Here is a 21134-nt window from a genome sequence, read left to right as displayed (position 1 = left end):
CCGCCGCAGCATGACATCGGCCACGACTGCCAGAAGCAGTCGTGGCCGATGCTCTTACGAACCGCACCGCACGCCGTACAGGGGGCGTACGACGACGTCCGGCGCGATCCGAAGCCTATTTAGAGGTTGCCGCGCTTGTCCTGCTCGCGCTCGATCGCCTCGAAGAGCGCCTTGAAGTTGCCCTTGCCGAAGCCGAGCGAGCCGTGCCGCTCGATCAGCTCGAAGAACACCGTCGGACGGTCGCCCAGTGGCTTGGTGAAGATCTGCAGCAGGTAGCCGTCCTCGTCCCGGTCGACCAGGATGCCGCGCTTCTGCAGCTCCTCGACGGGCACGCGCACCTCACCGATGCGGGCGCGCAACTCCTCGTCCTCGTAGTAGCTGTCCGGGGTGTTCAGGAACTCAACACCGTTGGCGCGCAACGCATCCACCGACTTGATGATGTCGCCGGTCGCCACCGCGAGGTGCTGGGCACCGGCGCCGCGGTAGAACTCCAGGTATTCGTCGATCTGCGACTTCTTCTTGGCGATCGCTGGTTCGTTGAGCGGGAACTTCACCCGGTGGTTGCCGTTGGCGACGACCTTGCTCATCAGCGCCGAGTAGTCGGTGGCGATGTCGTCGCCGATGAACTCGGCCATGTTCACGAACCCCATGACCCGGTTGTAGAACTCGACCCACTCGTCCATGTGGCCCAGCTCGACGTTGCCGACGATGTGGTCGAGTGCCTGGAACAGCCGCTTCGGCTGGCCGTCGCGGGGGGTGTGTGACGACTTCTGCTCGACATACCCGGGAAGGTAGGGGCCGTCGTACTTCGACCGGTCGACGAGCGTGTGGATCGTCTCGCCATACGTGGCGATCGCGGCGATCCGGATCGTGCCGTGCTCGTCGCTGACGTCCTCCGGCTCGCGGACCACGGTCGCGCCGGCCGAACGGGCCTGTGCGATGCACTTGTCGACGTCGGGGACCTCGAGGGCGATGTCGACCACACCGTCGCCGTGCTTGCGGTGGTGCTCGACCAGCGGGCTGTCCGGGTCGACGGCTCCGTTGATGACGAAGCGGATCGAACCGCTCTTGAGCACGAACGACTTGTGGTCACGGTTGCCGGTCTCGGGGCCGCTGTAGGCGACCAGCTCCATCCCCCATGCGCTCTGGTAGTAGAGCGCGGACTGTGTGGCGTTGCCGGACACGAAGACGATCGCGTCCCACCCGGTCACCGGGAACGGATCCTTGTCGGCGTCGTAGTCGACCAGACCGACCAATTGCTTCAGCTGCTCCATGTCCTGGCCGGCAGCGAGTTCATCGGGTGTGAGGTTCACAGTCGTTGTCATGTGTTTACTGTGCGCGCGGTCACACCATCGCGCAATCCGACACCACATAGCTGATCATGATGCACACTTTGCGTGGCCCACGCGGGTCTAATCTATGCAATATGTCCTCCATCGATGACCTCGACGCGCGCCTGATCACCCTGCTCACCGACAACCCGCAGATCGGCGTGCTCGGAGCGTCCCGCGCGCTCGGCGTGGCCCGTGGCACTGTGCAGGCCCGCCTCGATCGGCTGGTCGAGGGCGGCGTGATCGCGTCGCTCGCGCCGACGGTGTCAGCGGCCGCGCTCGGCTACCCGGTGATGGCGTTCTGCACGTTGCAGATCCAGCAGCGCAAGGGACGCCAGGCCGTCGTCGACCACCTGGACGGCATACCCGAGGTGCTCGAGGTGCACACCATCACCGGAAGCGGTGACCTGCTCGCCCGCGTGGTCGCCCGGCACAACGCGGACCTGCAGCGCGTCATCGACCAGATCGTCGAGACCGGTCTGGTCGTGCACGCGTCGACCACGATCGCGCTGGCCGAGCTGATCGGTCACCGCACCTTGCCGTTGGTGCAGCAGATCGGCGGAGCGCGGTGAGCCAAGCGGAGGAGAAACGTCGTGGGGTTCAGCGTTTGCGGCCGACGAACCAGTTACGGATCATCGTGATCCGCTCGGTGACCTCTTCGGACGAGGCACGGTCCAACGCCGGGCCGCCGCACTTCACGCGCAACTCGTGATGCACGTGCGCATGGGGCTTGCCGGACTTCGTTGAGTATGCCGCGACGAGCGAGTTGAGCTCCTTGCGCTGCGCCGCGAGGGCACGGTGTGCCGCCATCGGCTGGTCGTCCTTGGGGCGCTTGCGACCGGTTCGCAGCTGCTTGTCCTGCCGCTGGCGCAACAGGTTGGTGACCTGGTCGGGTTCCAAAAGGCCTGGCAAGCCTAGGTATTCCTCTTCCTCGTCGCTGCCGGCCACAGCGCCGAGACCGAACTGCTGCGCGTCGAACATGACATGGTCGAACTCCGCCTCGGACTCCAGAGCCTCGAACTTGCCCTCCTGCTCACCGAGGGCCTTCTCCTCGCGGTTGGCAGCCTCGAGCAGACCTTCTTCCTCGTCCCAGATCGACTCCTCGGCCTTCTCCGGCCGATCGAGCGCATGGTCGCGCTGCTTCTCCATGGTGGCCGCGAGCTCCATGATGGTGGGCACCGTGGGAAGGAACACCGTCGCCGTCTCACCACGGCGCCGGGCCCGCACGAACCGGCCGACGGCCTGGGCGAAGTAGAGCGGTGTCGAGGTGGACGTCGCGAAGACCCCCACGGCCAGTCGCGGCACGTCGACACCCTCGGACACCATCCGCACAGCCACCATCCAGCGGTCTTCGGACTGCGCGAACTCCTCAATCCGCGACGACGCACCGCTGTCGTCGGAGAGCACCACTGTCGGGCGAACCCCGGTGACCTCGTGCAGGATTCGCGCATAGGCACGAGCCGCCGTCTGGTTGGAGGCGATCACCAGGCCACCCGCGTCCGGCACGTGCCGGCGCACTTCGGTCAGTCGCTTGTCGGCGGCGCGCAACACCGCCGGGATCCACGCCCCCATCGGATCCAACGCGGTGCGCCACGCCGCCGCCGTCGCGTCCTTGGTCAGCGGCTCCCCCAGCCGTGCCGAGATCTCGTCACCGGCCGAGGTGCGCCAGCGCATCGCTCCGCCATACGCCATGAAGAGCACCGGGCGCACGACACCGTCGCGCAACGCGTCGGCGTAACCGTAGGTGAAGTCACTGGCCGACCGCCGTATGCCGTCCGGGCCCTCCTCGTAACGCACGAACGGGATGGGAGCGGTGTCGGACCGAAAAGGTGTGCCGGTCAACGAGATCCGACGCGTGGCCGGTTCGAACGCTTCCCGCATCGCGTCACCCCACGACTTGGCGTCGCCGCCGTGGTGGACCTCGTCGAGGATGACCAGCGTGCGCTTGGCCAGGGTGCGCTTGCGGTGCAGCGCGGGCCGGCTCGCGACTCCGGCATAGGTCACCGCGACGCCGTCGAAGTCAGCCGAGTGCTGCTCCTGCGCGTTGGTGAAACGCGGATCGATGTGGATGCCGACCCGGGAAGCGGCATCAGCCCACTGCGTCTTCAGATGCTCCGTCGGGGCGACGATGGTGATCTGCTGGATGATCCCGCGCTGCAGCAGCTCGGTCGCCAGCCGCAAGGCGTAGGTGGTCTTGCCGGCGCCCGGAGTCGCCACCGCCAGGAAGTCACGCGGCTGGTCGGTGAGGTAACGCTCGAGTGCCGTGGCCTGCCAAGCACGCAGTTTGCCCGCGGTCCCCCACGCCGCCTTCCCTGGGAACGCCGGTGACAGATGCGAGGCGGCCGAGGTACTCATAGACCGCCAAGGCTAACCTCCGGCACCGTCGGTCCGACGAGCCGGGGAGGGCGCGTCAGCCCTTGTCGTCGCCACCGTCCTGCGGAGCCTTGAATCCTTCGTAGATCTCTTTGCAGGTCGGGCAGGTCGGGAACTTCTCCGGGTCGCGGCCGGGCACCCAGATCTTGCCGCAGAGCGCTGTCACGGGCTCGCCGGACAGCGCGCTCTCCATGATCTTCTCCTTGCGCACGTAGTGCGCGAAGCGCTCGTGATCGCCGGGCTCCTGCAACTGCTCCTGGCTGTCGGTGCGCTCGCGCTCCAGGGTCGCCGTCGTCGTCTTCGGAGTGCTCGGGGCGGCCTCCGGGGAGGACAGCCGATCCGGTTCGTCAAGGGTGCTCATACCGGCAATTGTAGTTCGGCCGTCAGTTGAGGTCAGGATCCGCGGGGAACGTCGCCGCGAAGGAGACCGCACTGCGTTGCCGCCGCAGCACCTTGGCCCACAGCTCGTCCGGATTGCCGCTGAAGGCGTCACCGGTCTGCGCGTCGACGACGAACCACATGCCTGCGTCGATCTCGCCCTCGAGCTGTCCCTCGCCCCAGCCGGCATACCCGGCGTAGATCCGCAGGGCGCCGACGACCGGCACGATGATCGGCGGCGGTGCATCGAGGTCGACCAGGCAGATCTCGCCGAAAAGCGCTCGTATGCCGAGGGACTCGTCCTCACCGGCCTCGGCGGACGCCAGTGCCAGCGCGGTGTCCAGTGACACCGGACCGCCCTGGAAGATGCAGTCCGGCGACGACACGTGCTCCTGCCAACCCGGCAGGACGGTGTCGACGTCGGCACTCAGCGGACGGTTGAGGATCAGACCGTGCGCGCCCTCCTCGTCGTGATGCAGAACGAGCACGACACTGCGGTTGAAGACGTCCTCGTCGCTGAGGTCCGACTCCTCCCTCGGCACTGCAACGAGGAGCTGTCCGGTCAGGTCGGTCACCCGGCCATTATGGGCGACCGACCCGAGCGGTGTGGTTCCCGGCGTCAATCAGCGCGCGGAGTGACCGCGCTGGAAACGGTCCCGACCACCGCGCTGGTCGTCACGACCGCCGCGGTAACCACCGCGGTCGCCGGACCGGCTGCGACCCTGACGACCGCCGCGGTCGCCGTACGAACGCCCGCCACGAGAGGCCCGGGGCGGACTGATCAGACGCTGCAGGTCGGATTCGGAGATGGGAGCGCCCTCCGGAGTGCTGCCACCGGTCGCCCGGATGACGTCGTCGCCCGGACGAGCAGTCTGCACCTCGACCTCGAGTCCGGCGGCATCCAGCAGTCGCTGCATGGTCCGCCGCTGGTGCGGCAGCGCCAGCGTGACGACCGTGCCCTTCTCGCCCGCACGTGCGGTGCGGCCGGCGCGGTGCTGGTAGTCCTTGTGGTCAGCAGGCGGGTCGACCTGGAGCACGACGCCCACGTCGTCGACGTGGATGCCTCGAGCAGCGACATCGGTGGCCACGAGGACCGGCACCTTGCCGTCCTTGAACGCGGACAGCACCCTGTTGCGCTGACTCTGGTTCAGACCGCCGTGCAGCGACGCAGCCAGGACACCCTGGTCGCGCAGCTCACCTGCGACGCGATCCGCACCGAGCTTCGTGCGGACGAAGACGACCGTCCGCCCGGCGCGGTTGGCGACCTCCGCGGTCACCAGCTTCTTGTGCCGCGGCTCGATGAGCAGCGCGTGGTGGTCCATGCCGGCGATCGAGGATGTGCCGTCGTCGGTCGCGTGCTCCACCGGGTCGGTGAGGTAGCGCTCGACGACGGTGTCGATGCCTCGGTCGAGGGTCGCGGAGAACAGCAGCCGCTGGCCGTCCGTCGGGACCTGGTCGAGGATCTGCTCGATGGCCTCGAGGAAGCCCATCTCGGCCATGTGGTCGGCCTCGTCCAGGACCGCGATCTCCACACGGGACAGGTCGGCCGCGCCGCGCTCCATCAGGTCGATCAGCCGTCCGGGGGTGGCGATCAGCAGGTCGACGCCACGCTCGAGTGCGGACAGCTGCGGCTCGTAAGGCATACCGCCGGCGACCAGCTTGTGGCGCAGACCGATGACGTGCACGAGCGGCTGGAGTGCGTCGCTGACCTGCATGGCCAGCTCACGCGTCGGCACGAGCACGACAGCACGCGGCTGTCCCGAACGTGCCTTGCCGCCCTGCGCCAGACGCGTCAGCAGCGGAAGTCCGAAGGACAATGTCTTACCGGAGCCGGTGCGGCCACGGCCGAGGACGTCGCGGCCGGCGAGTGCGTCCGGGATGGTCGCGACCTGGATCGGGAACGGCGCGGTGATGCCGTCCCGGGCGAGACGCTCGACCAGTGCCTCCGGGAGACCGAGGTCGGCGAATCCGTTGCCGTCCAAGGAGACCGGCTCGACCGGACGCTTCTCGCGTGCCGGAACGGCATGCGACTCGATAGGACGGTCGTCGCGACGCGGGCGATCGAACTCGCGGCGGGCGGGGCGCTCACGGCGGTCCTCGCGCGAGGAGTCCCGGCGGTCGTCGCGGCCCTGGTAACCACCAGTGCGACGGTCATCCCGACCCTGGTAACCACCAGTCCGGCGGTCATCCCGACGATCATCCCGACCCTGGTAACCACCAGTCCGGCGGTCATCCCGACGATCATCCCGACCCTGGTAACCACCAGTCCGGCGGTCATCCCGACGATCATCCCGACCCTGGTAACCACCAGTGCGGCGGTCATCCCGACGGTCATCCCGACCCTGGTAACCACCAGTGCGGCGGTCATCCCGACGATCGTCCCGACCCTGGTAACCACCAGTGCGGCGGTCATCCCGACGATCATCCCGACCCTGGTAACCACCACGGCGGTCGTCCCGGCCCTGGTAACCACCACGACGGTCATCGCCACCGCGCTCATCGCGTCGGCCGTAGCCGCGGTTGTCACCCTCGCGCCGCTCGTCGGTGCGACGCTGCGGGCGGTCCTCGGACCGTCGCGGTGCGCGGTCGCCCTCGCGACGGTCGCGGTCGGGCCGTCCGGTGAATTCGCTGCGGTCCTTACGGGGCGGGCGGTCGCTGCCGCCGGTCTCGCCTCGCTGCTTGCGGACGCCGGAGCGCTTGACCTCGAGCTTCTGGGCGCGGGTCCAGCGGGCCTTCTTACCGTCCATGGCTTTCTTCGTCATCTGAAGTTCTTTCCGTGTAGGTGTGCGTCGGTGCTCCGCAACAGCAGAAATCAGGGCACACGAACAAGGCCTGCACTTTCGGCAGGCACGGCCGTGTCACTTTGGGGAACCCTCGGCGCCGGGGATCTCGGCGCTCACCACACAGGGAAGTTCACAAATGAACGCAAGATCGCGTAATAACCACTCCAAGGTAGCGGACACCTGTCATGGTCACCAAAACGAAACGGGCACCCGGGAGCGTGAGCTTGGTCGCACCCGGGTGGCCCGTCCGATGTCACGGAGCGTGAAAAGTGGGGCTTGTCAGGCCTTCTCGTCGCCCTCGTCCGCACGCACGGCCTGGGCCACGGCGCTCGCGACCACCTTGGAGACGTCCGGCTGGAACACGCTCGGGATGATGTATGCCGGGTTGAGCTCCTCCGGCTTCACGACGTCGGCGAGTGCCTTCGCGGCAGCCAGCATCACGTCCATCGTGACCCGGCTCGCGGCCGCGTCGAGCAGCCCACGGAAGACACCAGGGAAGACCAACACATTGTTGATCTGGTTGGCGAAGTCGCTGCGGCCGGTCGCGACCACCGTCGCGTGCTCGGCCGCCGCGGTGGGGTCGACCTCGGGCTCGGGGTTGGCCAGTGCGAAGACGATCGCGTCGTCCGCCATACCGGCGATGTCGTCGCCATTGAGCAGGTTGGGTGCCGAGACGCCGATGAAGACATCGGCGCCTCGCACCGCGTCCTTCAGCGTGCCGGTCACGTGATTGGGGTTGGTCGTGGCGGCCAGCTTGCACAGGTCGCTGTCCGGCGCGCCCTTGATGTCGGCGCGGTCCGGCTCGACCACACCGTTGATGTCGGACAGCACGATGTCCTTGGCGCCGGCGGCGGACAACAGCAGGGCGATCGCGGTGCCGGCTGCACCGGCGCCCGACTGCACGATGCGAACCTCGGACAGCTCCTTGCCGACAACTCGCAACGCGTTGCGCAGCGCGGCGAGCACCACGATGGCGGTGCCGTGCTGGTCGTCGTGGAAGACCGGGATGTCCAGCTCGTCGCGCAGCCGCCGCTCGATCTCGAAACAGCGCGGTGCCGAGATGTCCTCCAGATTGATGCCGGCGAACTCCGGAGCCACGATCTTGACCGTGCGGATGATCTCCTCGGTGTCCTTGGTGTCCAGGCACAGCGGGAAGGCGTCGATGTCGGCGAAACGCTTGAAGAGCGCCGCCTTGCCCTCCATCACCGGCAACGCGGCGAGCGGGCCGATGTCGCCCAGCCCGAGCACCGCGGTGCCGTCGGTCACCACGGCCACAGTGTTGCGCTTGATGGTCAAACGCCTTGCGTCCTCGGGGTTCTCGGCGATGTCGAGACACACGCGCGCAACACCGGGCGTGTAGACCATCGACAGGTCGTCACGGTTGCGGATCGGCACCTTCGACTCGATCTTCAACTTCCCACCCAAGTGGGCCAGGAAGGTGCGGTCGCTGACCTTGTGGATCTCCACGCCTTCGACGGCGCGCATCGCGGCCACGAGCTCGGCCGCATGGTCCGCGTCGCGCGCGGCGGCGGTGACGTCGATGGTCATCCGGGCGTTGTCGGAGTGGTTGATGTCGAGCGCGGTGACCAGTCCCCCGTTGCGCTCCACCGCCCCGGTGAGCTCACTCACGGCGGTCGCCCGGCCGGGCAGATCGACGCGGACGGTGATCGAATTGGACACAGAAGGCAGGGCGGTCATGGCGGCCATTCTTGTGTGTCCGCGCGACGTCGCGCCACCGGGGGTGCACCGATTTCGGAATCGGTCATCGCAGCCCACCGATGACGGCCGCCACCTGGTCCTTCGCGTCACCGAAGAGCATGCCGGTGTTGTCCCGGTAGAACAGCGGATTGGGCACTCCGGCATACCCCGACGCCATCGACCGTTTGAGCACCACGACGTCTGCGGCTTCCCACACGCGCAACACCGGCATCCCGGCGATCGGCGAGCCGGGATCCTCCGCCGCCGCAGGGTTCACGGTGTCGTTCGCGCCGATCACCAGCACCACGTCGGTGGCCGCGAACTCGTCGTTGATCTCGTCCATCTCGAGCACGATGTCGTAGGGCACCTTCGCCTCGGCGAGCAGCACGTTCATGTGGCCGGGCAATCGCCCGGCGACAGGATGTATGGCGAACCGCACCTCGACGCCCTTGTCGCGCAGGGCCCGGGTGAGGTCGGCGACGCCATACTGCGCCTGCGCGACCGCCATCCCGTAACCGGGCGCGATGACCACCGAGCTCGCCGCGGACAGCAGGTCCGCCACCTCCGCCACCGTCGTCTCGCGGTGGCTACCGAGATCGCTCTCGGCCGACGGCCCGGCCTCGATCCCGAAGCCACCCGCGATCACCGACAGGAACGACCGGTTCATCGCCTGGCACATGATGTAGGACAGGTAGGCACCGGAGGACCCGACCAGCGCACCGGTCACGATCAGCAGGTCGTTCTCCAGCAGGAAACCCGACGCGGCGGCCGCCCACCCGGAGTAGCTGTTCAACATCGACACCACGACCGGCATGTCACCGCCGCCGATGGACGCCACCAGATGCAGCCCGAGCGCAAGGGCCAGCAACGTCACCACGACCAGCAGCCACAGCTGCGGTTGGATGACGAACCACACAGTCAGCCCGACGAAGACGACCAGCGCCCCGAGGTTGAGGAGGTTCTTGCCCGGCAGCACCAGCGGCTTGGACTTCATCCGCGCCGACAGCTTGAGGAACGCGATGATCGACCCGGTGAAGGTGACCGCGCCGACGAACACCCCGATGAAGACCTCGGCGTGGTGGATCCCCAACGTGCTCAACGAATCCAGGTGCGCGGCCTCCGCCCCGTGCGGATCGTCCTCGACGGACAGGTAGCCGTTCCAGCCGACCAGGACCGCCGCCAGTCCCACGAACGAGTGCAACAACGCGATCAGCTCGGGCATCCCGGTCATCTCGACCACCCGTGCACGCCACAGTCCGATCGCAGCGCCGATGACCATGGCGACGACCAGCAGCGCGAGGCCGGATCCCTCGATGTCGCGGTCGATCGCGAGCGCGATCGTGGCGCCGAGCGCGAGGGTCATACCGGCGATGCCGTAGGTGTTGCCGACCTTGGCGGTCTCGTGCTTGGAAAGGCCGTCGAGGGCGAGGATGAACAGCAGTGCAGCGACGATGTATGCCGCGGAAGCGGCCGAGGCGACTGTGATCATGACCTTGCGAACATTCCGAGCATGCGGCGGGTGACCGCGAAACCACCGAAGACGTTGATCGACGCCAGCAGGATCGCCGCGAACGAGACGACGGTGATGGCGGTGTTCCGTTGCCCGATCTGCAGCAGCGCTCCGACGACGATGATCCCGGAGATGGCGTTGGTGACCGACATCAGCGGCGTGTGGAGGGCGTGGTGCACGTTGCGGATGACGTAGTAGCCGATCACGATCGCCAGGGCGAAGACCGTCAGGTGCACGGTCAGCGCCTCCGGGGACAACGCCAGCAACACGAAGAGCACGACCGCGACGCCGAGCGCACCCACCAGTCGCCGCGTCGGGGTCAGTGGCTGTTTCTCCGGTCTCGGCTCGGGCAGTGGCTTGTCCGCCGTCGGCGCGGGCGCTGCCGACACCTGCACCGGTGGGGGCGGCCAACGCGACTCACCGTCCCGCACGACCAGGATCGAGCGTTGCACTACGTCGTCCTCGTCGATGACCAACTGCCCGTCCTTCCCGGGAGTGAGCAGCGTCATCAGATTGACGAGGTTGGTGCCGTAGAGCTGGGACGCCTGGGCCGGCAAGCGGCCGGCCAGATCGGTGTAGCCGATGATCGTCACGCCGCCGTCCGTGACGACGACCTCACCGGCAACGGACCCCTCGACATTGCCGCCGTTGGCCGCTGCCATGTCGACGATCACGCTCCCGCGACGCATCGTGGCGACCATGTCTCCGGTGATCAGCCGCGGCGCCGGCCGGCCGGGGATCAGCGCGGTGGTGATGATGATGTCGACGTCCTGGGTCTGCTCGGCATACAGCTGGACCTCGCGGGCCTTGTAGTCCTCGCCCATCTCCTTGGCGTAGCCCGTGGCCGAGACCTCCGCTTCCGGGTCCTCGATCGAAAGGTATTCGCCACCAAGGGATCTGACCTGATCGGCGACTTCGGGTCGGGGATCGGTGGCCCGGACGATCGCGCCCAGCGAGACGGCCGTGCCGATGGCCGCCAGCCCGGCGACCCCGGCCCCGCACACCAGCACCTTGGCCGGCGGCACCTTGCCCGCCGCCGTCACCTGCCCGGTGAAGAACCGGCCGAACGCGTGCGCCGCCTCGACGACCGCGCGGTAGCCGGCGATGTTGGCCATCGACGACAGCACGTCCAGTGACTGCGCCCGCGAGATCCGTGGCGCCGCGTCGAGCGCGAGCGCGGTGATCGGTCGCTGCGCCAGGTCCTCGACGAGTTCGGGGTGGATGCGCGGCGCGAGTATGCCGACCATCGTCGCTCCCGCGTGCAGCCGGTCGAGCTGGTCGGCGGCGAGCGCATCGACGCCGAGAACGATGTCGGCCTCCAGCGCGTCGCCGAGCTCGGCTCCTGCCTCGGCATACGTCTCGTCGGCGAAGCCGGCACGTTCGCCCGCTCCCGGGTCGATGACCACGTCATACCCCAGCTTGCGCAACTGGCCGACCGTGGCCGGTGTCGCCGCGACACGCGCCTCCCCCACTGCGGCTTCCTTGACCACTCCGACCCGCATGGGGATCCTCTCGCTCGGCTGTCGCCATCGTAGGGTCCGGGACCGGCCGGCGTGCGGAAGAAGTGAACGGCTCCGGAAAGTTTCGGAGCCCGGGCAATGGTCAGCGCTCGCGAGCGTATGGCTGGGCGAAGCGGAAGAGCTGACTGGGGTCGTGGTGATCGTGCAGGGCGTCGAGCCGCGCGCGGGCATCGTCGGACCACGCCTTGACCGGGCGGCTCGCGTCGCTGCCGTGGAAGTTGATCTGGGTGCCGCCGGTGGACCACGGTTGGAGCGCGCCGACGACGGCTCGTCCGGCGGCCGGCGTGATGTCGGCGAGCGGCGGCGGCAACGCTCCGACGCAGTAGACGCTGAAGGCGGCGTCCCGTCCGCCGACCGCGTTGGCAGTCGTGCGCGCGGTGGCCACCGCGCCACCCAGCCGCCGGACCTCGGTGACGATCAGCGGGACCTCGTTGCCCGGCCCGGCGACCGCGAGCAACGCGTCCACGGCATCCGTCGGGAACTCCGTCAGCAGGCAGCTGGTGTCCCATACCGGCAGTGGGTCGGCCGGATCGCAGTGCACGGACGCGATCGCCGAATACGGTGTGACCGCAACGGTGTCGATCAGCGCGGGCGCGGCCGCGCGGAGCGGGGCGAGCACTCGTTGACCGGGCTCGGCCGCACCGACATACAGGTATCTGACGTGCACGGTGAGCCGACCGCGCAACGGCTCGGGAACCTCGGGCAGGTCCGGCAGCCGGAGCAGTGCGATCGAGCTGTTCGCCTCATCGGGGAGATCAGTGACCCACTCGCTCCACGCGTGCAGGACCGCGCTTGCGTGCTCAGCGTCGAAGAAGAGCCCGCCACCGAAATAGTGCGACACCGGCATCAGCTCGAAGTCGAGTTCGGTCACGATGCCGAGCTGACACTTCCCGCCGCGCAGCCCCCAGAAGAGCTCTGGCTCGGACTCGGCGGTGACCTCGTGCACGACACCGTCTGCCGTGACGAGTTGCAGCCGTCGCACATGATCCGCGGCGAACCCGAAGGTGCGAGCCATCGGGCCGAGTCCACCGCCGAGTGTGTACCCCACCACGCCGACCGTCACCGACGAACCGTTCAACGGCGCGAGCCCGTATGGCGCCGCCGCGTCGATGGCCGGCTGCCACCGGACCCCCGCGGCCACCCGAGCGGTGCGGCCGTCGGGATCGACCTGGAGGGCAGTCATCGCAGCGGTGTTGATCAGCAGGCCGCCGTCGAATGCGACGGCCGCGCCGTGGCCCGTCGCTTGCACACCGACCCGCAGGCCTTCGTCACTCGCGAACCGAACCGCCTGCGCGACGTCGTCGGTGCAGGTCGCTTCGACCACGATGTCCGGGCGCTGGGTGACCGCCAGATTGAAGCCGCACGTCGTCTCGGCCCAGCCGGGGTCCCCCGGCACGAGCACCCGTCCGGAGATCGACTCTCGGAGCGAATCCGCAGGCACGGCAGGCACGAGTGAGATGTTCGCCATGGCTGTGAACCCTTCGCGCGGACTGCCGGACCTACCTGATCGGTGTGGCGAACGTAGTGCCGAAGGTCGGGTTGGAGCCGGTTAATTGCACCGCCGGACAGCCCGCGCGGCGGGCTCGTGACAAGGGAACGCCGTGGCCCGAACGAACGGGCCACGGCGTCGCCGAGGTGATGATGGTCTCTCGCGTGGAGGTGGCGGGAATCGAACCCGCGTCCGCTGGTGTCGAGGCAAGGCTTCTCCGGGCGCAGTGCGCTGTGGATTTTCTCGGCCCCAGGGCTCGCACGCACGCGTTCCCTGACAGGCCCAGTCGAGTAAGAGTCCCGTGCCGCCCCTCGACGTGGCGACACAGCAAGTCCTCTAACTGACGCCAGACACTGAGTCGAGAACTAGCCCAGGCTGACGGACTTCAGGCTCGCTTAGGCAGCGAGGGCGAAGTCGGTGCGCTTTGAGTCGGCACCTATTGGTTTTGCACGGAGCGTTAACGAGATAACCGTGCATCCTCGGCCCGCTTCCCCTACGACGGCGATCAGCGTCGAAACCGATCACCCCCATTCGGATGTCTTCTGATGCGCCTCCTCCTCGTCGTCCGACCTCGTTCCTCGGTCGTCCACCGCATCGTCGGCACATCGTCATGACTGCAATCCGTGTTCTACGCGCCAGTGCGACCTCGATCTCGAGGTCCCTGAACGCATCGTTCACGGGTTACTGCGAACCATCATCACTGTTCAGTTGTGTGGATGAGCATATGGTCCAACGCCCGCTGACGCGAACTGATTCCTGCGGGGCGGCCTAGACGCCGAAGTCGGGGCGCAGCGGGTATGCCGCTTGTCCGTTGCTCGCGATCTTCTCGCCCAGCACCTGGTGCAGCTGGATGTGATTGCGTTCGAAGCCGATCGACGATCCGGCGAGGTAGAGACCCCAGACGCGCGAAACCTGCTCTCCGGCGTCCCGCACGCACTCGTCCCAGTTGGCCGAGAGGTTCTTGCACCACTTACGCGTCGTGCGTGCGTAGTGCTCGCGCAGGTCCTCGCTGTGCCGGATCTCGAAGCCCTGGTCCTGCATCCTGGAAACGATCGTGCCGACACCGGTGATCTCGCCGTCCGGGAAGACGTAGCGGTTGATGAACCCACCGCGGGTCAGTGCCGGCGCCTTGTTGTCCGGTCGGGTGATGCTGTGGTTGAGCATCCGGCCGCCGACCTTGAGCTTGTCGTAGCTGAACTTGAAGTAGCTCGGGTAGTTCTTGACACCGATGTGCTCGGTCAAGCCGATCGAGCTCACGGCGTCGAAGCCGGTCTCGGTGATGTCGCGGTAGTCGCCGTGCCGCACCTCGGCGCGGTCGTCGAGACCGTGCACCTTGAGGTTCTGCTGTGCCCACGACGCCTGCTCGGCCGAGAGCGTCACCCCCAACGCGGTGACGCCGTAGTGCTCCACCGCGTGCTTGACCATCCCACCCCAGCCGCAGCCGATGTCGAGCAGCCGCATGCCCGGCTGCAGGCCCAGCTTCTTGCAGACCAGGTCGAACTTGTGCTCCTGCGCGTGCTCGAGAGTCGCGTCACCGCTGGGGTAGCACGCGCACGTGTAGGCCATCGACGGCCCGAGCACCAGCTCGTAGAACTCATTGCTCACGTCGTAGTGGTGATGGATCGCCTCGGCGTCGCGTTTGCGGGAATGGCGCAGGCCCTCCACAGCGCGTCGCCACTGCGGCACGGTCTCCTGGTCCGGCAACTCCGGGACTCGGAAACTCTTGAACCCCAGGGACTTCAGCACCTCGACCAGTTCGGTGGCCGGCGGGCGTTTCGCCGAGAAGTCATCCAGGAAGAGCGAGAGGAAGTCGTAGGGGTCACCGGGGTCGATGCCCTCCACGATCAGATCGCCCATGATGTATGCCCGCGCCAGGCCCAGCTCGCCCGGCGCGGTGACGAGATAGCGCAGTGCCTTCTCGCTCGCGATGTCGATCGTCACCACCGCGTTCGGGTTCCCACCCCGGGAGCCGTCGAACGCCTTGACCGCGAACGGCACATCGGTGCCGAAGATCCGGTCGGCAATCTCCCCAATATTCAGCGTCACCGCCGCTTCACCGCCTTCGTGTAGAGATCGGGCAACCGCCCGTCGGGGTCGTACGTGTTCTTCACTGCCTTGAGCGTCTCTCCGCCGTAGAGACCCCAGAAGGTGTCCTCGTCGTAGTAGACGTCGCTGTAGAGCGACTTGTGCCCACCCATTTCGTGGACTACCCGCTCGATGTCTCGGTTGACGTCACCGTCGGACCGGCCGGGGGTGATCTCGACCGTCGACCAGAATCCGACATTGACGTAGTCCTCGCCGCGCTTCAGCGGGTACAACGGCCATGGCTGTTCCCCGTGCTCGTGATCGCGAACAGCCAACGGGCACAACCAGATCGGCTCGATCGGGACGTTGCCGAGGAACCAGTCGAGGAACTCCTCGGTGCGGTCGAGGGCGACCTCGACGTCCTGCACGACTCGTTCCCGGGGCAGCTTGCCCTTCTTGGCGTCGAGCTTGGCGAAGTAGCCGTGGGTGTTCTCCCAACGGATCACCTTGCTGTAGACGTCGCTGCGCAGGTAGCGACGCGGCACCAGGCGCCGCAGCATCGGGTTCTGCAGCCCGAGCGCGCGGTTGCACCAGAACCAGTCGGTGTCCCAGCGCCAGAGGTAGTCCAGAACCGTCAGGTAGTCCTCGCTGCGCTGCTGGATCGACCGGTAGTAGATCTGCTGGCCGGTGTAGTCCGAGGTGTATGGCGCCGAGCTCGCCCAGCCACCGAGCACCAGGTAGCTCTCCTCGCGCGAGAACACCACGCCGTCCACGAAGTCCACCGACTCGCCCTCGTAGGTGCGGTCCCGCAGGACCTGCCGCAGGGTGTCCATCAATTCGCCGATCGCGCCGAAGCGCACGTGCCGCAGGTGGACGTATGGCGCGACCCGCTCCAGCTTGATCTTCAGCCGCACCGAGTAACCCAGCGAGCCGTAGGAGTTGGGGAACGACCGGAACAGGTCGGCGTTCTGCTCGTCACTCGCGGTCACGATCTCGCCGGCGCCGGTCAGCACGTCCATCTCGATGAGGGACTCGTGCGGCAACCCGTTGCGGAACGAGGAGGACTCGATGCCCAGACCGGTGACCGCGCCGCCGAGCGTGATCGTGCGCAGCTGTGGCACGACATACGGCATCAGTCCGTAGCGCAACGTCGCGTCGACCAGGTCCTCGTAGGTCGTCATCCCCTGCACGTCCGCAGTGCCCGCTCGGGGGTCGACCTCGACGACTCCGTGCAGACGCGAAACATCAAGTCCCGGAACGGGATTGGCTTCACGTGGACGAAACAGATTGGACGTTTTCTTGGCCAGCCGTACCGGCGCGCCGGGCGGCATCGCGGCGAGCTGACGCTGCAGGTCCTCGACCGCCGCCCGGTGCTGGGCCCAACCGACGATCTCCCCGCGTGCGCGCGCCACAAAATCCTCCGACACTCAGTTCTCAGTTCGCGCCCAGCAACTTACTCCTTCGATGTAGTTCGCGTGCCGCCAGCCCGGTTCGTCACGTCCGTGCGACCGACGTCACACAACAGCCACGACAAGGGACTTGCGCTCGGGCCTGACGGAGGTCTACCTTTTTAATAGAACGAAACAGTTTCGTTTCATCGACGGTCTGGGACACTGACCCGAGATGCACTACTCCACCAAGGAAGGACACCGCCATGAACGCCTCAGCGACCACCACCGATACCGGCACGAAGCCGCGCGTCGAAGGTGACCGTGAGGCGGAGATCCTGGAAGGCGTCATCGCCACGCTCATCGAGGTCGGTTACGACCGGATGACCTTCGATGCAGTCGCCGGCAAGGTGCGCGCCAGCAAGGCGACGCTCTACCGGAAATGGCCGACCAAGGCCGATCTGGTGGTCAGTGCGCTGGAGCACCTCAAGGCACAGGGCGGGGAGGACCCGCACGGGCTCCCGGACACCGGCAGCCTCGCCGGCGATCTGACGTTCCACTTCTGCGAGGACCAGGAGTTCAACGAGAAGTCGATGCTCCTGTTCGGCGCGGTCGTCTCGGCGATCCACCGTGACGCGGAGCTCACCGCGGTCTTCAACGAACGCTTCATGAAGCCGCGTATGGCGCAGCTGCGCGAGGTCATCGTGCGCGCTCAGCGACGGGGTGAGATCGGCCCAACGGCTGATGTCGACCAACTCGCCGGGATCCTGCCGTCGGCCATCGCCTACCGGGTGATGACCACGGGTCAGTGTCCGGACGAACCCTTCATCACTTCGACCATCGACCAGGTTCTGCTCCCGGCCTGCCGGGCCAGCGTGACCGACAGCGGACAGCGATAGTCCGCAAGACCCGCTTTCCTAGTTCTGTAGCCAGCCTCTCGTAGGCAACCGACCGCCGTGACCCGGCGGCACAGCACCACACGCCCTCACACCATCCGACGACCCTTCTCGGTCGCCGGCCGAATACACCTGTGCCTGCAGCGAATGCGGCACCGATATTGGAAGGAACACCTCGATGACCGCACTCGTCGACGTGGTGTCCGAGGAGAAGGCCACACCGAGGAAGACAAACCTCACCGTGGCGCTCATCGTGATCGCCATGGCGCAGCTCATGATCGTGCTCGACGGCACGATCGTGAACATTGCTACGCCGCACATCCTGACCGACCTGGACTTCACGCAGTCGAGCGTGCAGTGGGTCGTCACGGCATACGCCCTGTCCTTCGGCAGCCTGTTGCTGCTCGGCGGCAGGCTCGGCGACCTCTTCGGTCGTCGCCGCATGTTCGTCCTGGGCGTCGCGATCTTCGCGATCGCCTCACTGATCGGTGGCATCGCGCCGAGCGGCCCGCTGCTGCTCGCCGCTCGCGCCCTGCAGGGTGCCGGCGCTGCGCTGGCCTCCCCCGCCGCACTGGCACTGATCAACACCACCTTCCCGGCCGGCAAGGAGCGCAACCGCGCGATGGCCGTGTATGCCGCGATGTCCGGGGCCGGCGCTGCTGTCGGCCTGATCCTCGGCGGACTGCTCACCGAGGCGGACTGGCGCTGGACCTTCTTCATCAACGTGCCGATCGGCCTGGTCGTGGCGGCCTTGGCTCCGCGCGTGCTGATCGAGTCCGAAGGAAGTGACGGGACCCTCGACGTCTGGGGCGCCGTCACCGGCACCGTCGGCCTGTTCGGCATCGTCTACGGCCTGTCGCACGCAGGACAGCAGGGCTCCTCGTGGGGCGACTTCGAGACGCTCTTCCCGCTCATCGGTGGGCTGGTCGTCGTGGGGATCTTCGTCTTCGTCGAGAGCCGGGTGAAGCACCCGCTGCTGCCGCTGCGCATCCTGGGCGACCGCACCCGTGCGGTGTCCCTCTTCTCGATGCTGCTGATCGGCGCCGGAATGTTCTCGATGTTCTTCTTCCTCGGCCTGTTCATCCAGCAGGTGCTGGGCTACTCGCCGGTGAAGTCGGGCTTCTCCTTCCTGCCGTTCAGCGTCGGCATCGTCGCCGCGGCGGGCATCGCATCCAACCTGGCCGGTCGGGTCGACCCCCGCTGGCTGGCCGGCTTCGGTGGCGTGCTGACGACGGCCGCGATGTGGGGCTTCACGCAGCTGTCGACCGACAGCGGCTACGCCTCCCACCTGCTGCCGTGGGTGCTCGTCATGGGCTTCGGCATGGGCTTCCTGTTCATCCCGCTGACCATCACCGCGACCGCGGGTGTCAAGAAGGACGACTCGGGTGCCGCCGCCTCAGCGCTCAACACCGCACAGCAAATCGGAGGAGCTGTCGGTATCGCCGCGTTGACCACGGTGTTCACCCACTTCGCCACCCAGAAGGGCAACGAACTGGCCGTCGCCGGTCAGGCCGCGATGGAGAAGGCCACGGCCGCCGGTCAGACACCGACCAAGGGCCAGATCGCCGAGGCGACCCATCAGGCCGCGCTGCAGGCGCAGACTTTCGGATCGACGCACGCGTTCTGGTACGCCGCGGGCATGCTGCTCGTCGGCACCCTGCTGGTGATCGGACTGCTCAACATCAAGCACACCGACCTGGCCGAAGAGGAGGCCGCGGTGCACGTCGGCTGACGTTCTCCGCAGCGGAACGGCCCATGTCTCGACCCGTTAGGGTTCGGGCATGGGCCGTTCCCTGTATGCCGTCCCACGGGCGCTGACCGCCCCGCACATCAGCGGTGAGGTGGACCCGTCGACCACCGGCGGGATCACCGCGCCGTTCGGCGGAGTGGTGACGTTCGGCGTGGCCGAGGGCGACCGGGTGCAGCAGGGCGACGTGCTGGCCACGATCGAGGCGATGAAGCTCGAGGCTGCGCTCACGGCCCCCAGGAGTGGTCGGATCCGGCGGCTCGCCGTGGCGGACCTGGCCACGGTCGAGGGCGGCGACATACTGCTGGAGATCGAATGAGCGGCCGGGGCGTCGGAACCGATCGGGGCCCGCTCAGGTCATAATGAGCGTCACCGTGAGGTGACCGACCGGGTCGATCGACCGAGCAGAACATCAAGGGGAGTGCATTCATGGCAAGGGCACGCGCGGCGTCCGTCGCAGCCTCCGTGGTGGTCGCGGTCGGTCTGCTGGCCGGGTGCAGCGGAAGCAGCGGTGGCGGCACCGCATCCGCACCACCGTGGACCGAGGGCTCCAAACAGGACGGTTTGGTCAACGGCTCGCTGCCCGGCAACTCCGACCGCAAGGTCGTATCCGGCGGCAGCGCGTGGTCGTTCACGCTGGCCAAGCCCGACGACCCCAATGTGCCCTCCTCGCAGTGGCCCAGCGCCGACAGCGTGCTGACCGCCGATCAGCTCAAGGGCGCGATCCCCGAGGCGTCGGCGGTCACGCTGGGCGACTGTGTCAAGGGCGTGAGCGGCCCGGACTCGACTGCCAAGAACGCCTCGTGCAACTGGTCGGTCTCGTTGAAGGACAGCGGCGACTACACCAACTCGGTCGCCGTCACGATCGTCACCATCGGCGCCGACGAGAAGGTCACCGAGTCCTGGACCTCCGAACGCAACAAGAACTACTCCAGCCGCAAGTCCGGCGAGCGCTTCTTCTCCAGCGGCTCGTTCAGCGCCAAGGGCAGCTACTACCTCGACAACAACCGCGCCTCGGTGCTGATCTCCGACGGCAACATGGCCGCCTGGATCGACCTGACCTTCAAGGGTTTCGGCTCCCTCAACGATTCGCGCAACACGATGCTCACCGGGATCTTCCCGGTGATAGCCAAGGACCTCGCCGACCGTATGCCGAGAAAGTACGCATGAACTCTCGAACGACCCGTCGAAACGTCGCCCTCGCCGCCGGCGTCGCCGTCGCGATCGCGGTGACCGTGCCGGCCTACACGGCGTACGCCGCAGGAGGCTCGGCCAAGGCCAAGCCCAGCGCGAGCAGTTCGTCGAAGACCTCGCGCGCCACCAAGCCGAAGCCTGTCCCGCCATACACTCCCCCGGCGGCGCCCGGCGGCGACACTGCACCCACGGCGAAACAGATCACCCCGTCCGGGCACTTCGCGGTGAAGGTGGATCGCACCGGCAAGAAGCCCATGGACAACACCTGGCCGTCCGCCACAGAGGTCTTCACCGAGGCCGAGTTGCGGCAGGTGCTGCCCGGCCTGACCGCGGTGAAGGCCGACCAGTGTCACACCGGCAACCTGCCCGACGGTGGCGCGACCGCGAAGTCCACCACCTGCACGCTGGAGCTCACCATTTCCGGTGAACCGACCGACGACCGCAGCAAGCTGATGATCAACATCCGCGGGTTCGGCCTACCGCAGCAGGTCGGCACACAGTGGACCAAGGAGCTGACGCAGGCGCGGTCCCGCTCGGCGAAGCGGCCGGGGCTCTACACGTTCTACCCCAACAAGTCGCTCGGGACGTCCGCCGCGTTCACCGACGGCACCACCACCAAGGTGCTGGTGCAGCACGGCAACGTCGCCGGCGAGATCTGGTTCAGCGGCATCGGCTTCACCAAGTTGACCAACGACTACCTGAAATCCCGGCAGCTCTACCGCACGGCTGTCGTGCCGTCGCTGGTCCAGCTGCTGGGGGCAAAGTTCACCACCACCGAAAAGGCAGCCGCATGAAACGCCTC

The 21134-nt window shown here is 67.3% G+C and carries 18 protein-coding genes and 1 other RNA gene; 7 read left to right on the top strand and 12 right to left on the bottom strand.

The features are described 5' to 3' along the window. Positions 1–119: 119 nt before the first annotated feature. On the bottom strand, positions 120–1325 hold the full coding sequence (gene hppD / locus IEX71_RS16410) for a 4-hydroxyphenylpyruvate dioxygenase (RefSeq protein WP_188838123.1): 1206 nt from the start codon (positions 1323–1325) through the stop codon (positions 120–122). Between the two features lie 101 nt (positions 1326–1426). Here hppD and IEX71_RS16405 point away from each other — a divergent pair, with 101 nt between their 5' ends. Continuing rightward, positions 1427–1903, top strand: a complete 477-nt coding sequence (locus tag IEX71_RS16405) for an Lrp/AsnC family transcriptional regulator (RefSeq protein ID WP_188838122.1) — start codon at positions 1427–1429, stop codon at positions 1901–1903. Positions 1904–1931: 28 nt separating this feature from the next. Here IEX71_RS16405 and IEX71_RS16400 read toward each other — a convergent pair whose 3' ends face one another. From IEX71_RS16400 to IEX71_RS22750, 4 genes are read right to left on the bottom strand one after another with little or no spacing between them, the layout of a single operon-like run. Then, complete coding sequence (locus IEX71_RS16400; RefSeq protein WP_188838121.1) at positions 1932–3686, bottom strand: DEAD/DEAH box helicase; 1755 nt, start codon at positions 3684–3686, stop codon at positions 1932–1934. 55 nt (positions 3687–3741) lie between these two features. Beyond that, on the bottom strand, positions 3742–4065 hold the full coding sequence (locus IEX71_RS16395) for a DUF3039 domain-containing protein (protein WP_188838120.1): 324 nt from the start codon (positions 4063–4065) through the stop codon (positions 3742–3744). A gap of 22 nt (positions 4066–4087) precedes the next feature. Next, the gene (locus IEX71_RS16390; RefSeq protein WP_188838119.1) at positions 4088–4657 is read right to left on the bottom strand and encodes a YqgE/AlgH family protein; all 570 of its coding nucleotides are present in this window, start codon (positions 4655–4657) and stop codon (positions 4088–4090) included. Between the two features lie 48 nt (positions 4658–4705). Beyond that, positions 4706–6064, bottom strand: coding sequence for a DEAD/DEAH box helicase (locus IEX71_RS22750; protein WP_308420993.1), 1359 nt, complete (start codon positions 6062–6064; stop codon positions 4706–4708). A gap of 42 nt (positions 6065–6106) precedes the next feature. Here IEX71_RS22750 and IEX71_RS22745 point away from each other — a divergent pair, with 42 nt between their 5' ends. After that, complete coding sequence (locus IEX71_RS22745; protein WP_308420992.1) at positions 6107–7021, top strand: hypothetical protein; 915 nt, start codon at positions 6107–6109, stop codon at positions 7019–7021. A gap of 123 nt (positions 7022–7144) precedes the next feature. Here the strand turns inward: IEX71_RS22745 and IEX71_RS16380 are convergent, their stop codons facing one another. The 7 genes from IEX71_RS16380 to IEX71_RS16350 all read right to left on the bottom strand — a co-directional run bounded on the left by IEX71_RS16380 (position 7145) and on the right by IEX71_RS16350 (position 16519). Next, positions 7145–8563 carry an NAD-dependent malic enzyme gene (locus IEX71_RS16380; protein ID WP_188838117.1) on the bottom strand — a complete coding sequence of 473 codons (1419 nt, stop codon included), beginning with the start codon at positions 8561–8563 and terminating at the stop codon, positions 7145–7147. A gap of 64 nt (positions 8564–8627) precedes the next feature. Beyond that, complete coding sequence (pntB, locus tag IEX71_RS16375) at positions 8628–10052, bottom strand: Re/Si-specific NAD(P)(+) transhydrogenase subunit beta (protein WP_188838116.1); 1425 nt, start codon at positions 10050–10052, stop codon at positions 8628–8630. Beyond that, on the bottom strand, positions 10049–11575 hold the full coding sequence (locus IEX71_RS16370; protein ID WP_188838115.1) for a Re/Si-specific NAD(P)(+) transhydrogenase subunit alpha: 1527 nt from the start codon (positions 11573–11575) through the stop codon (positions 10049–10051). The genes pntB and IEX71_RS16370 overlap by 4 nt, the downstream gene beginning before the upstream one ends. Before the next feature lie 100 nt (positions 11576–11675). After that, positions 11676–13061: an FAD-binding oxidoreductase gene (locus tag IEX71_RS16365; RefSeq protein ID WP_188838114.1), complete on the bottom strand. Its 1386-nt coding sequence runs from the start codon at positions 13059–13061 to the stop codon at positions 11676–11678. A 183-nt stretch (positions 13062–13244) separates the two neighbouring features. Further along, positions 13245–13611, bottom strand: a transfer-messenger RNA (tmRNA) gene (gene ssrA / locus IEX71_RS16360). A 239-nt stretch (positions 13612–13850) separates the two neighbouring features. Continuing rightward, positions 13851–15128: an SAM-dependent methyltransferase gene (locus IEX71_RS16355; RefSeq protein WP_229749804.1), complete on the bottom strand. Its 1278-nt coding sequence runs from the start codon at positions 15126–15128 to the stop codon at positions 13851–13853. Then, positions 15125–16519: an FAD-binding oxidoreductase gene (locus IEX71_RS16350; RefSeq protein ID WP_229749803.1), complete on the bottom strand. Its 1395-nt coding sequence runs from the start codon at positions 16517–16519 to the stop codon at positions 15125–15127. Before IEX71_RS16350 ends, IEX71_RS16355 begins: the two co-directional genes overlap by 4 nt. 242 nt (positions 16520–16761) lie before the next feature. Between IEX71_RS16350 and IEX71_RS16345 the strand changes: the two genes are divergently transcribed. The 5 genes from IEX71_RS16345 (at position 16762) to IEX71_RS16325 (ending at position 21126) form a co-directional block, all read left to right on the top strand. Then, a complete protein-coding gene (locus tag IEX71_RS16345) occupies positions 16762–17394 on the top strand; it encodes a TetR/AcrR family transcriptional regulator (RefSeq protein WP_188838113.1) in 633 nt (210 codons plus the stop codon). Between the two features lie 175 nt (positions 17395–17569). Beyond that, on the top strand, positions 17570–19123 hold the full coding sequence (locus tag IEX71_RS16340) for a DHA2 family efflux MFS transporter permease subunit (protein WP_188838112.1): 1554 nt from the start codon (positions 17570–17572) through the stop codon (positions 19121–19123). A gap of 49 nt (positions 19124–19172) precedes the next feature. After that, on the top strand, positions 19173–19457 hold the full coding sequence (locus tag IEX71_RS16335; RefSeq protein WP_188838111.1) for a biotin/lipoyl-containing protein: 285 nt from the start codon (positions 19173–19175) through the stop codon (positions 19455–19457). Between the two features lie 110 nt (positions 19458–19567). Beyond that, positions 19568–20308: a hypothetical protein gene (locus IEX71_RS16330; RefSeq protein ID WP_188838110.1), complete on the top strand. Its 741-nt coding sequence runs from the start codon at positions 19568–19570 to the stop codon at positions 20306–20308. Beyond that, positions 20305–21126: a hypothetical protein gene (locus IEX71_RS16325; RefSeq protein WP_188838109.1), complete on the top strand. Its 822-nt coding sequence runs from the start codon at positions 20305–20307 to the stop codon at positions 21124–21126. The genes IEX71_RS16330 and IEX71_RS16325 overlap by 4 nt, the downstream gene beginning before the upstream one ends. The last annotated feature ends 8 nt before the right edge of the window (positions 21127–21134 follow it).

The sequence above is a fragment of the Flexivirga endophytica genome, assembly GCF_014640635.1.
Classification (GTDB): Bacteria; Actinomycetota; Actinomycetes; order Actinomycetales; family Dermatophilaceae; genus Flexivirga; species Flexivirga endophytica.
The sequence above is the reverse complement of the archived record's forward strand: the minus strand, read 5'-3'. Positions and strand labels throughout refer to the sequence as shown.

Excerpts from the sequence above, each read along its gene's own strand:
- IEX71_RS16330 (WP_188838110.1), top strand. The coding sequence starts at position 19,568 with ATGGCAAGGGCACGCGCGGCGTCCGTCGCAGCCTCCGTGGTGGTCGCG.
- IEX71_RS16405 (WP_188838122.1), top strand. The coding sequence starts at position 1,427 with ATGTCCTCCATCGATGACCTCGACGCGCGCCTGATCACCCTGCTCACC.
- IEX71_RS16365 (WP_188838114.1), bottom strand. The coding sequence starts at position 13,061 with ATGGCGAACATCTCACTCGTGCCTGCCGTGCCTGCGGATTCGCTCCGA.
- IEX71_RS16335 (WP_188838111.1), top strand. The coding sequence starts at position 19,173 with ATGGGCCGTTCCCTGTATGCCGTCCCACGGGCGCTGACCGCCCCGCAC.
- IEX71_RS16400 (WP_188838121.1), bottom strand. The coding sequence starts at position 3,686 with ATGAGTACCTCGGCCGCCTCGCATCTGTCACCGGCGTTCCCAGGGAAG.
- IEX71_RS16345 (WP_188838113.1), top strand. The coding sequence starts at position 16,762 with ATGAACGCCTCAGCGACCACCACCGATACCGGCACGAAGCCGCGCGTC.
- hppD (WP_188838123.1), bottom strand. The coding sequence starts at position 1,325 with ATGACAACGACTGTGAACCTCACACCCGATGAACTCGCTGCCGGCCAG.
- IEX71_RS16370 (WP_188838115.1), bottom strand. The coding sequence starts at position 11,575 with ATGCGGGTCGGAGTGGTCAAGGAAGCCGCAGTGGGGGAGGCGCGTGTC.
- pntB (WP_188838116.1), bottom strand. The coding sequence starts at position 10,052 with ATGATCACAGTCGCCTCGGCCGCTTCCGCGGCATACATCGTCGCTGCA.
- IEX71_RS16380 (WP_188838117.1), bottom strand. The coding sequence starts at position 8,563 with ATGACCGCCCTGCCTTCTGTGTCCAATTCGATCACCGTCCGCGTCGAT.
- IEX71_RS16395 (WP_188838120.1), bottom strand. The coding sequence starts at position 4,065 with ATGAGCACCCTTGACGAACCGGATCGGCTGTCCTCCCCGGAGGCCGCC.
- IEX71_RS16340 (WP_188838112.1), top strand. The coding sequence starts at position 17,570 with ATGACCGCACTCGTCGACGTGGTGTCCGAGGAGAAGGCCACACCGAGG.
- IEX71_RS22745 (WP_308420992.1), top strand. The coding sequence starts at position 6,107 with ATGCGACTCGATAGGACGGTCGTCGCGACGCGGGCGATCGAACTCGCG.
- IEX71_RS16325 (WP_188838109.1), top strand. The coding sequence starts at position 20,305 with ATGAACTCTCGAACGACCCGTCGAAACGTCGCCCTCGCCGCCGGCGTC.